The organism is Streptomyces sp. C (genome assembly GCF_000158895.1).
Lineage (GTDB): Bacteria > Actinomycetota > Actinomycetes > Streptomycetales > Streptomycetaceae > Streptomyces > Streptomyces racemochromogenes.
Genome location: NZ_GG657750.1, coordinates 1,603,913 through 1,614,164 on the forward strand (window position 1 = coordinate 1,603,913; position 10,252 = coordinate 1,614,164).

Below are 10,252 nucleotides of genomic sequence, written 5' to 3' on the forward strand. Positions count from 1 at the left end.
CCCCTCCGGGCACCGCGGCTACTGCTTGTGGATCGCCCAGGCGTGCTGGATGACCAGGTCGGCCTTCAGCTCGGTGAGCTGGACCGCGACCGCCGAAGGGGCGGTGCCGCCGCGGCCGTTGCGGGAGGCGAGCGCACCGGGCACGTTGAGGACGGTGCGGACCTCGGGGGTCAGGTGCTCCGAGATCTTCGCGAACTGCTCGTCCATGAGCTCGTCCAGCTCGATGCCGAGCCCCTCGCACTCCTTGACGCACTCGCCGGCGACCTCGTGCGCGACCCGGAAGGGCACGCCCTGCTTGACCAGCCACTCGGCGATGTCGGTGGCGAGCGAGAAGCCCGCCGGGGCCAGCTCCTCCATCCGCTCCCGGTTGACCGTGAGCGTGGCCATCATCCCGGTGAAGGCCGGCAGCAGCACCTCAAGGGTGTCGCAGGAGTCGAAGACCGGCTCCTTGTCCTCCTGGAGGTCCCGGTTGTAGGCCAGGGGCAGTGCCTTGAGGGTGGCCAGCAGACCGGTCAGGTTGCCGATGAGGCGGCCCGACTTGCCGCGCGCCAGCTCCGCGATGTCCGGGTTCTTCTTCTGCGGCATGATCGAGGAGCCGGTGGAGAAGGCGTCGTGGAGGGTGACGAAGGAGAACTCCTTCGTGTTCCACAGGATGATCTCCTCCGCGATCCGGGACAGGTTGATCCCGATCATCGCGGTGACGAAGGCGAACTCGGCGACGAAGTCCCGCGACGCCGTGCCGTCGATCGAGTTACCGACCGAGCCCCGCTCGAAGCCCAGGTCGGCCGCGACCGCCTCCGGGTCCAGGCCGAGCGAGGAGCCGGCCAGGGCGCCCGAGCCGTACGGGGAGACCGCCGTGCGGGTGTCCCACTGCCGCAGCCGCTCCGCGTCCCGGGACAGGGCCTGCACGTGGGCCAGTACGTGGTGGGCGAACAGGACGGGCTGCGCGTGCTGGAGGTGCGTACGGCCCGGCATCGCCACGTCCGGGTGCGCCTCGGCGAGGCCGACCAGCGCGTCCTGGAGGTCGGCGACCAGTCCGCCGATGATCCGCGCATGGTCGCGCAGGTACATCCGGAAGAGGGTGGCCACCTGGTCGTTGCGGGACCGGCCGGCGCGCAGCTTGCCGCCGAGGTCGGGCCCGAGCCGCTCCAGCAGGCCGCGCTCCAGGGCGGTGTGGACGTCCTCGTCGGCGATGGTGCCGGTGAAGGAGCCGTCGGCGACGTCCGCCTCCAGCCGGTCGAGGCCCGCGATCATGCGGTCGAGCTCCTCGGCCGTGAGCAGGCCCGCCTTGGCGAGCACGCGGGCGTGGGCGCGCGAGCCGGCGATGTCGTACGGCGCCAGGCGCCAGTCGAAGTGGACCGAGGCGGACAGCTTCGCGAGGGCCTCGGACGGGCCGTCGGCGAACCGGCCGCCCCAGAGCCGGACGTCACCGTTGTTGCTGCTCACAGCTACTGCTCCTCTGAGGGTGGTGGTGCGACGGCCTCCCCGCCGCGCAGGAAGTGGGGAGACCGTCTCGATACAGCGTCAAACGATTCACGGCGCGATGCGACGCGCGACCGGCCGGGGTGTAGGCATAACTATGCATTGCTCTGTATGTTTCGTCAATCGAGGCCCGGTGCCCCAGCGCTGACCTGCCCGTATATGGGGGGGCGCGGGCCGCCTGCGGCCGCCTACGATCACGCGAGCGGAACGATCCCGGGGAGGGCACATGTGGAGCGCGGCGGGGAACGCCCTCTTGGGGCGCGGCGTGGCGAGGGACCTGCTGAACGGGGACACCGTGCCGGTCGCCGGCCGGCTCCTTGGCCACGGCCCGGAGGCCTGGATCGCCTTCGACGAGGAGGTGCGCCGGCTGATGCGGTCCCCCGGAACCTGGGAGGGCGCCCGCCGCCTGGAGGCCAGGCTGTGCCACCCCGACGGGCGGATACGCGAGGCCACGCTCGCCGCGTGGCGCAGGCCGCCGGTCCAGCTCGTCCTCCTCCGGTGCGCCGACCGGGTCCCGCAGGTCCGTCGGCGCGCCCGCCGGGTGCTGGGCCGGCTGGTGGCCCAGCACCCCGTCCGCAACCGGGACCGGGCCCGCCGGGCGCTGAACCGGCCGATGGCCGACGACCCCGCCCACGTGCTGACGGCACTCGTCCCGTTCGCCCTGCGGCTGGGCGGGCGCGAGCACGGAGGCTGGGCGGTGGAGCAGCTGGAGGCCGCCCTGAGCGGCCGGTACTCCCTCCTCGCCGCGTGGTGGCGCCCCGGGCTGGCCTCGACGACCTGGAGCTGGAACTCGCTGACCGCGCGGCAGCGCGAGGGCATGTTCGAGCGCCTGACGGGCAGCGCCGACCGGCCGACGCGCCGCTTCGCGGCCCGGGTCGCCGTCGCCTGCGGACAGTACGGGGCGCGGGAGCTCGCCCTTTTTTTTCGCCGTCGAGCGCGATCCGGTGACCGGCCGGACGTGGACCGACGCCGCTCTGGCGGCGCTGGACGCCGGCGGACCGGATGACGCGGCCGTAGACGCCCTGCTCGGCTCCCGCTCCGCGGCCGTCCGCGCCGCCGGGGTGACCGCCCTGCGCCGGGCCGGGCGGGCCGCCGAGGCGGTGGACCACCTCGCGGACCGGGCCGGCCAGGTGCGGGCCTGCGCCCGCTGGCTGCTGCGCCAGGACGGGGGTGACCCGTACGCGCACTACCGCGGGCTCGTCACGGACCGGCGGCGGGTGACCCGGTACGCGGTGGCCGGCTTCCGGGAGGTGGCCGGGCAGGCCGACGGGCCGCTGCTGCACGCCCTGCTGGACCACCCCGACGGCGCGGTGCGGGCCACCGCCCTGGCGGCGCTGCGCGGGCTGGGCCTCGTCGTCGAGGACGCGGTGCTGCTCGGGCTGCTGGAGGACCCGTCCGCCTCGGTGTCCCGCGAGGCCGCGCTCAGCCTGCTCGGCGTGGCCGAGCGGCTGGACTCCGCCGCGCTGGCCGATCGGACCGGCCCCGAGTGGCCGCCGCACACCCGAAGGGCCGCGTTCCGGCTGCTGCGCGGCCGGGGCGGGAGCGCCGAACTGCGGGCCGCCGTCGCCATGATGACGGACCCGGACCCGGTGCTGGGCCTGTACGCGCGGAGCACCGTGATCAACTGGAACTGGCTCAGCACCCTCGACGAAGGCGAGGCGCACCGGGCCGAGCTCGGCGAGCTGCTGGCGCGGGCGGCCCGGGTGCTGGACGTCCGCCGGCTGCGGCTGCGGTGACACCCCGCGCGCCCCGCCACGGCCTGCCTGCGCGGTGGCCGCGCCCGCCGGCCGTACCGTCTGGGGTGTGCTGCGTACCGCCCTGCTCACGGGCTCGCTGATCCTCGCCGGCCTCTTCCCGTACGGGCCGGACCCGCTGCCGGCCCGTCTCGCCGACACCGGCGGCGGCAGCCAGCTGATCACCGCCGTCGCCCCGGCGCCGGGGTCCACGACCGGGGTGCTGACCTGGTGGGACCGGCGTGCGGGCCGCTGGTTCGAGGCGGGCAGCGCGCCGGCCCGGTTCGGAGCGAACGGCCTGACCGAGGGCACGACCCGGGTCCAGGGCACGAACACCACCCCGGCGGGCCTGTACGCGCTGCCGTACGCCTTCGGCATCGTGCACGCCCCGGCCGGAACGGCGTACCGGTACCGGCGGGTGACGGACCGTTCGTGGTGGTGCCAGGACAACGCCTCGGCCGCCTACAACCGCTGGACGGAGCCGCTGCCCGCCGACTGCGCGCCGGGCGAGTCCGAGCACCTGGTGACGTACGCGCAGCAGTACGCCCACGCCCTGGTCATCGGCTTCAACTACGACGAGCCGGTACGCGGCCGCGGCGCGGGCATCTTCCTGCACGTGGACGGCAAGGGCGCCACCGCCGGCTGCGTCTCCGTCCCCCGTGGCGCCATGCGCGAGCTGCTGCGCTGGGCCGACCCCCGCCGCCGCCCGCACATCGCGATCGGCACGGAGACCGGCGCCCTGGCCGTGACCCGGTACTGAAAGGGCCTGGGCCCTACCCCTCCTTCTGCGCCAGCCTCAGCAGGTGGTCGGCCAGGGCCTGGCCGCCGGCCGGGTCGCGGCTGATGAGCATCAGGGTGTCGTCGCCCGCGATGGTGCCGAGGATGGCGTGGAGTTCGGCCTGGTCGATCGCCGAGGCGAGGAACTGGGCCGCGCCGGGCGGGGTGCGCAGGACCACGAGGTTCGCGGAGGCCTCCGCCGAGATCAGCAGTTCGCCGGAGAGGCGCCGCATGCGCTCCTCCTTGGCCGACTCGCCGAGCGGGGCCTGCGGGGTGCGGAAGCCGCCCTCGCTGGGGACCGCGTAGATCAGCTCGCCGCCGGTGTTGCGGATCTTGACCGCGCCCAGCTCGTCGAGGTCGCGGGAGAGCGTCGCCTGGGTGACGCTCAGCCCGTCGTCGGCGAGCAGTTTGGCCAGCTGGCTCTGGGAGCGGACCGGCTGCCGGTTGAGGATGTCCACGATCCGGCGGTGGCGGGCGGTGCGGGTCTGCGGGACGGAGGGGCCGCCGTTCTGCTCGGGTTCCTGCGCCTGGCTCATCGTCGTCTCATTCTCCGGATCGTCCCGCTTCGTCGAGGATGCCGGGAAGTGCCCGGACGAACGCGTCCACCTCGGCCTCGGTGATGACGAACGGGGGCATCAGCCGTACCACGTCGGGGGCGGGCGCGTTGACCAGGAATCCGGCCTGCTGGGCCGCGAGCTGCACCTTCGGTGCGAGCGGCTCCGTCAGCACGATACCCAGCAACAGGCCCGAGCCGCGGACGTGGGAGACCAGCCCGTGACCGGAGGACTCGATTCCGGAGCGCAGCCGCTCGCCCCGGGCCTTGACCCGGTCGAGGAGTCCCTCGGCCGCGATGGTGTCGATCACGGCGAGGCCGGCGGCGCAGGCCACCGGGTTCCCACCGAAGGTGGTGCCGTGCTGCCCGGGCTGGAGCAGGTCCGCGGCCGGGCCGAAGGCGGCCACCGCGCCGATGGGCAGACCGCCGCCGAGGCCCTTCGCGAGCGTGACGAGGTCGGGCTCGACGCCCTCGTGCTGCTGGTACTCGAACCAGCTGCCGCAGCGGCCGATGCCGGTCTGCACCTCGTCGAGGGCGAGCAGCGTCCCGGTGGCCCGGGTGATCTCGCGGGCGGCCGTCAGGTAGCCGGCGGGCGGGACGACCACGCCGTTCTCGCCCTGGACGGGCTCGATCAGGACGAAGGCGGTCTCCTCGGTGACGGCGGCGCGCAGCGCCTCCACGTCGCCGTAGGGGACGTGCGTCACGTCGCCGGGCAGCGGCAGGAAGGGCGTCTGCTTACCGGGCTGGCCGGTGAGGGCGAGGGCGCCCATGGTCCGGCCGTGGAAGCCGCCGCCGGTGGCGACCATGTGGGTCCGACCGGTCAGCCGACCGATCTTGTACACGGCCTCGACCGCTTCCGCACCGGAGTTGCAGAAGAACACGCGCCCGTCGCGGCCGAAGAGCTGGAGCAGCCGCTCGCCGAGCGCGAGGACGGGCTCGGAGGCGTAGAGGTTGGAGACGTGGCCGAGGGTGGTGATCTGCTCGGTCACGGCGGAGACGACCGCCGGGTGGGCGTGGCCGAGGGCGTTGACGGCGATGCCGCCGACGAAGTCGGTGTACTGCGTGCCGTCCGCGTCCCAGACCTGCGCGCCCTCACCGCGCACGAGGGCCAGGGCGGGGGTGCCGTAGTTGTTGGTCAGCGCCCCCTTCCAGCGGGCGGCGTAGCGCTGGTTGCCGGTCTCCTGACCGGCCGTCCCCTGCTTGGCGCTCACGCGCTGTCCCCTCCCTGTGCGTCGGGCACGACCATCGTGCCGATTCCCTCGTCGGTGAAGATCTCCAGCAGGATCGAGTGCTGGACCCGCCCGTCGATCACGCGGGCGGTGCTGACGCCGCCGCGCACGGCGTGCAGGCAGCCCTCCATCTTCGGCACCATGCCGCTGGACAGCTCGGGCAGCAGCTTCTCCAGCTCGCTGACGGTGAGCCGGCTGATGACCTCGTCGCTGCTCGGCCAGTCCGCGTAGAGGCCCTCGACGTCGGTGAGGACCATCAGCGTCTCGGCGCCGAGTGCGGCGGCGAGCGCGGCGGCGGCCGTGTCGGCGTTCACGTTGTACACGTGGCCGTCGTCGGCGCTGCGCGCGATGGAGGAGATGACCGGGATCCGGCCGTCCGCGAGCAGGGCCTCGATCGCGCCGGTGTCGATGGCGGTGATCTCGCCGACCCGGCCGATGTCGACGGCCTCGCCCTCGATCTGCGGGGTGTGCTTGGTGGCGGTGATGGTGTGGGCGTCCTCGCCGGTCATGCCGACGGCGAGCGGCCCGTGCTGGTTGAGCAGGCCGACCAGCTCGCGCTGGACCTGGCCCGCCAGGACCATGCGTACGACGTCCATGGCCTCCGGGGTGGTGACCCGCAGGCCGGCCTTGAACTCGCTGACCAGGCCCTGCTTGTCGAGCTGGGCGTTGATCTGCGGGCCGCCGCCGTGGACGACGACGGGCCGCAGGCCGGCCTGGCGCAGGAAGACGACGTCCTGGGCGAAGGCCGCCTTCAGGTCCTCGTCGATCATGGCGTTGCCGCCGAACTTGATGACGACGATCTTGCCGTTGTGGCGGGTGAGCCACGGCAGCGCCTCGATGAGGATCTCGGCCTTGGGGAGCGCGGTGTGGCGCCTGGCGGTGCTCACGAGCTGTACGCGCTGTTCTCGTGGACGTACTCGGCCGTCAGGTCGTTGGCCCAGATGACCGCGGACTCGGAGCCGGTGGACAGGTCCGCGGTGATGCGGACCTCGCGGTCCTTCATGCTCACCAGGTCGCGGTCCTCGCCGACGGAACCGTTCTTGCAGACCCAGACGCCGTTGATGGCGACGTTCAGCCGGTCCGGGTCGAAGGCCGCCCGCGTGGTGCCGATGGCGGACAGGACGCGGCCCCAGTTGGGGTCCTCTCCGTGGATGGCGCACTTGAGCAGGTTGTTGCGGGCGATGGACCGGCCGACCTCGACCGCGTCCTGCTCGCTGGCCGCGCCGATGACCTCGATGCGGATGTCCTTGCTGGCGCCCTCGGCGTCGCCGATCAGCTGGCGGGCGAGGTCGTCGCAGACGGTCCGGACGGCGTCGGCGAAGGCCTCGTACGCGGGGGCCCGGCCGGAGGCGCCGGAGGCGAGCAGCAGCACGGTGTCGTTGGTGGACATGCAGCCGTCGGAGTCGACCCGGTCGAAGGTGGTGCGGGTGGCGTCGCGCAGCGCCTTGTCGAGCGTGGCGCTGTCGAGGTCGGCGTCGGTGGTGAGGACGACGAGCATGGTGGCCAGGCCCGGGGCGAGCATGCCCGCGCCCTTGGCCATGCCGCCGACCGTCCAGCCTTCCTGGGTGACGGTGGCGGTCTTGTGGACGGTGTCGGTGGTCTTGATGGCGACGGCCGCGTCCTCGCCGCCGTCGGCGGAGAGGGCGGCGGCGGCCGTCTCGATGCCGGGGAGCAGCTTGTCCATGGGGAGCAGGACGCCGATCAGGCCGGTGGAGGCGACGGCGATCTCGCCGGCGTTGTGCTCGCCGCCCAGGACCTGTGCCACCTTCTCGGCGGTGGCGTGGGTGTCCTGGAAGCCCTTGGGGCCGGTGCAGGCGTTGGCGCCGCCGGAGTTGAGGACCACGGCGCTGACGGTCCCGCCGCGCAGGACCTGCTCGGACCAGCGCACGGGGGCGGCCTTGACGCGGTTGGAGGTGAAGACGCCCGCGGCGGCCAGTCGCGGCCCGTTGTTGACCACGAGGGCCAGGTCGGGGTTGCCGTTCGCCTTGATCCCGGCGGCGATGCCCGCCGCCGTGAATCCCTGTGCAGCCGTCACGCTCACGGCGCCACTCCAATCGTGGAAAGACCCAGCGCCTCGGGGAGCCCGAGGGCGATGTTCATGCTCTGCACCGCACCGCCGGCGGTGCCCTTGGTGAGGTTGTCGATCGCGCTGATGGCGATGATCCGCTGGGCGGACCCGTCGTACGCGACCTGGACGTGGACGGCGTTGGAGCCGTACACCGCCTTGGTGGTGGGCCACTGGCCCTCGGGGAGGAGCCGGACGAAGGGTTCGTCGGCGTAGGCCTTCTCGTACGCGGCGCGCAGCGACTCCGCGGTGGTGCCCGGCAGGGCCTTGGCGGAGCAGGTGGCGAGGATGCCGCGCGCCATGGGCACGAGGTGGGGGGTGAAGGAGACGGAGACCCGCTCCCCGGCGAGCGGGGAGAGGTTCTGCACCATCTCGGGGGTGTGCCGGTGGCCGCCGCCGACTCCGTAGGGGGTCACGGTGCCCATGACCTCGGAGCCGAGCAGGTTCGCCTTGAGGGCCTTGCCGGCGCCGGAGGTGCCGGTGGCGGCGACGATCACGGCCTCGGGCCCGGCGAGCCGCGCCTGGTAGGCGGGGTAGAGGGCGAGGGAGACGGAGGTCGGGAAGCAGCCGGGGACGGCGATGCGCTTGGTCCCGGCGAGGGCGGCCCGGCCGCCGGGGAGCTCGGGGAGGCCGTAGGGCCAGGTGCCGGCGTGCGGGGCGCCGTAGAACCTGTCCCAGTCGGCGGAGTCCTTCAGCCGGTGGTCGGCACCCATGTCGACGACGAGGACGTCGTCGCCGAGCTGGGCGGCGACGGCGGCGGACTGCCCGTGGGGCAGGGCCAGGAACACGACGTCATGGCCTGCCAGGACCTCCGGCGTGGTCGCCTCCAGGGTCCGTCCGGCGAGCGGGACGAGGTGGGGCTGGAGCGGACCGAAGGCCTGTCCGGCGTTGGAGTGGCCGGTCAGCGCGCCGATCTCCACCTCGGGGTGGGAGAGCAGCAGGCGCAGGACTTCACCGCCCGCGTATCCGCTCGCACCGGCCACCGCTACACGTACCACCATCGGACCCTCCTCCTCGATGGCATGACTATACGTACCTATGCAGTTTTATGCAAAGCCCTTCCTGGTCTCCGTCACCCCGTCCGAAAGGGGTCCTGACTCAACACTCCCGCTCGTACTCGACCTGCTCAAGCGGGTGGCCGTCGCCGAAGTCCGTGCCCCGCACCGCGCCGGTCCCGGTGAAGCCGCACTTGGCGTAGAAGCGGCGCGACCGCGGGGTGTCCCGCAGGGTCCACAGGTGGGCGCGGGCGAAGCCGTCGGCGCGCAGCCGGGCCAGCGTCGCGTCCATCAGCGCGGCGGCGACGCCGGTGCCCCAGCCGTCGGGGTGGGCGTAGAAGCTGAGGATCTCGGCGAGGCCCGGCCGGGTCGTGGAGGGGCCGGACCAGGACATGGCCAGGGGGCGGCCGTCCGCCTCGGCCAGCAGCAGCGCCCGCGGGTCCTCGGCGAGCCGCGCGTGCCAGCGGGTGCGGCGGCTTCGGACGCCCCCGGCGGCGAACTCCGGCGCGAAGAACGGCGCGTACGCGGCCTCCCAGGCGGCGGCGTGGATCTCGCCGAGGGCGTCGCCGTCGCCCGGGGCGGCGGCGCGGACGCCGATCACGCGGAGACCGCCGGGGCGGCGCCGAGCGGGTGGCGGACCCAGACGTTCGGCTCCACGTAGACCGCGCGGTCGTGCTCCGGGTCGCAGTGGACGGTGCTGAGCGCCCCGGGGACGCGGACCGGGCCCGGGGTGTCGAAGGGCAGTCCGGTCCACCGGCGCCACTCGTCGAGGGTGCCGCTGATGGTCATCGACACCGGGGCCACCGAGTCGATGACCGCCCCGGCGCGGACGTGGACCCGCAGCCACGGGTCGTACGGCAGACCGTCCTCGCGGGTGCGGTACGCGTACTCCGCCATCGGGGTCTCGGGCTCGGCGGGCTTCCCGTTCGGCCGGACCGGCGCCACGACCTCGGTGAACCCCGCCGCGCGGGCCCCCTCGCGCATGGCGGTGAGCATCCGGCCGGAGAGGCCCTCGCCCTGCCTGCCGCGGGCGATCGAGATCTCCAGGGCGCTGACCGTGTCCGGCCGGACGCCCCGCCGCTGGTCGGAGAAGGCCCACATCAGGACCCGGTCCCAGCCCTGGCCGGGCAGCCGGCCGCCGCGCTCGGGGGTGTGCAGCGCGAAGGGGACGCTGAAGGCCCGGGCCACCACCTCGTCGCCGTCGGTGGCGATGAAGACGTATTCGGGGAACTCGGCCACCAGGCGCGGGTAGAGCAGCCAGGCGATCGGGTCGCGCTGGGAGAACTCGGGCCAGGAGTCCTCCATGTCCCAGAGCCGGGGGGCCAGTTCGGGGCGGACGGCCAGGGAGGTGATCTCGATCTCGGTCATACCCGCAGGCTAGGGCGGCTCCCCCGGCCCCTCAACGGGGTTTACGCGCC

General features: G+C 73.7%; 11 protein-coding genes. 3 read left to right on the forward strand and 8 right to left on the reverse strand.

Translation table 11 applies throughout. The features are described 5' to 3' along the window. Window positions 1-18 precede the first annotated feature (18 nt). Window positions 19-1,446 (reverse strand): argininosuccinate lyase, encoded by a 1,428-nt coding sequence (gene argH, locus SSNG_RS07080; RefSeq protein ID WP_007263121.1) that lies wholly within the window; start codon window positions 1,444-1,446, stop codon window positions 19-21. A gap of 262 nt (window positions 1,447-1,708) precedes the next feature. Here argH and SSNG_RS41915 point away from each other — a divergent pair, with 262 nt between their 5' ends. From SSNG_RS41915 to SSNG_RS07090, 3 genes are all read left to right on the forward strand, one after another. Next, window positions 1,709-2,488, forward strand: a complete 780-nt coding sequence (locus tag SSNG_RS41915) for a hypothetical protein (RefSeq protein ID WP_050779567.1) — start codon at window positions 1,709-1,711, stop codon at window positions 2,486-2,488. Further along, entirely contained in the window at window positions 2,427-3,218 is a 792-nt protein-coding gene (locus SSNG_RS41920) for a hypothetical protein (protein ID WP_050779568.1), read from the forward strand. The genes SSNG_RS41915 and SSNG_RS41920 overlap by 62 nt, the downstream gene beginning before the upstream one ends. Window positions 3,219-3,288: 70 nt before the next feature. After that, window positions 3,289-3,975 (forward strand): L,D-transpeptidase family protein, encoded by a 687-nt coding sequence (locus tag SSNG_RS07090; RefSeq protein WP_042803045.1) that lies wholly within the window; start codon window positions 3,289-3,291, stop codon window positions 3,973-3,975. A gap of 13 nt (window positions 3,976-3,988) precedes the next feature. Here SSNG_RS07090 and SSNG_RS07095 read toward each other — a convergent pair whose 3' ends face one another. From SSNG_RS07095 to SSNG_RS07125, 7 genes are all read right to left on the reverse strand, one after another. Then, the gene (locus SSNG_RS07095) at window positions 3,989-4,528 is read right to left on the reverse strand and encodes an arginine repressor (RefSeq protein ID WP_007263124.1); all 540 of its coding nucleotides are present in this window, start codon (window positions 4,526-4,528) and stop codon (window positions 3,989-3,991) included. Between the two features lie 7 nt (window positions 4,529-4,535). Next, window positions 4,536-5,756, reverse strand: coding sequence for an acetylornithine transaminase (locus SSNG_RS07100; protein WP_007263125.1), 1,221 nt, complete (start codon window positions 5,754-5,756; stop codon window positions 4,536-4,538). Beyond that, on the reverse strand, window positions 5,753-6,661 hold the full coding sequence (gene argB, locus SSNG_RS07105) for an acetylglutamate kinase (protein ID WP_007263126.1): 909 nt from the start codon (window positions 6,659-6,661) through the stop codon (window positions 5,753-5,755). Before argB ends, SSNG_RS07100 begins: the two co-directional genes overlap by 4 nt. Further along, window positions 6,658-7,815 carry a bifunctional glutamate N-acetyltransferase/amino-acid acetyltransferase ArgJ gene (argJ, locus tag SSNG_RS07110; protein ID WP_007263127.1) on the reverse strand — a complete coding sequence of 386 codons (1,158 nt, stop codon included), beginning with the start codon at window positions 7,813-7,815 and terminating at the stop codon, window positions 6,658-6,660. Before argJ ends, argB begins: the two co-directional genes overlap by 4 nt. Then, window positions 7,812-8,840, reverse strand: a complete 1,029-nt coding sequence (argC, locus tag SSNG_RS07115; RefSeq protein ID WP_007263128.1) for an N-acetyl-gamma-glutamyl-phosphate reductase — start codon at window positions 8,838-8,840, stop codon at window positions 7,812-7,814. The genes argJ and argC overlap by 4 nt, the downstream gene beginning before the upstream one ends. 97 nt (window positions 8,841-8,937) lie before the next feature. Next, window positions 8,938-9,435, reverse strand: a complete 498-nt coding sequence (locus SSNG_RS07120) for a GNAT family N-acetyltransferase (protein WP_042800658.1) — start codon at window positions 9,433-9,435, stop codon at window positions 8,938-8,940. Further along, complete coding sequence (locus tag SSNG_RS07125; protein ID WP_007263130.1) at window positions 9,432-10,202, reverse strand: hypothetical protein; 771 nt, start codon at window positions 10,200-10,202, stop codon at window positions 9,432-9,434. Before SSNG_RS07125 ends, SSNG_RS07120 begins: the two co-directional genes overlap by 4 nt. Between the last annotated feature and the right edge of the window lie 50 nt (window positions 10,203-10,252).

Excerpts from the sequence above, each read along its gene's own strand:
- SSNG_RS41915 (WP_050779567.1), top strand. The coding sequence starts at position 1,709 with ATGTGGAGCGCGGCGGGGAACGCCCTCTTGGGGCGCGGCGTGGCGAGG.
- argC (WP_007263128.1), bottom strand. The coding sequence starts at position 8,840 with ATGGTGGTACGTGTAGCGGTGGCCGGTGCGAGCGGATACGCGGGCGGT.
- SSNG_RS07125 (WP_007263130.1), bottom strand. The coding sequence starts at position 10,202 with ATGACCGAGATCGAGATCACCTCCCTGGCCGTCCGCCCCGAACTGGCC.
- SSNG_RS07095 (WP_007263124.1), bottom strand. The coding sequence starts at position 4,528 with ATGAGCCAGGCGCAGGAACCCGAGCAGAACGGCGGCCCCTCCGTCCCG.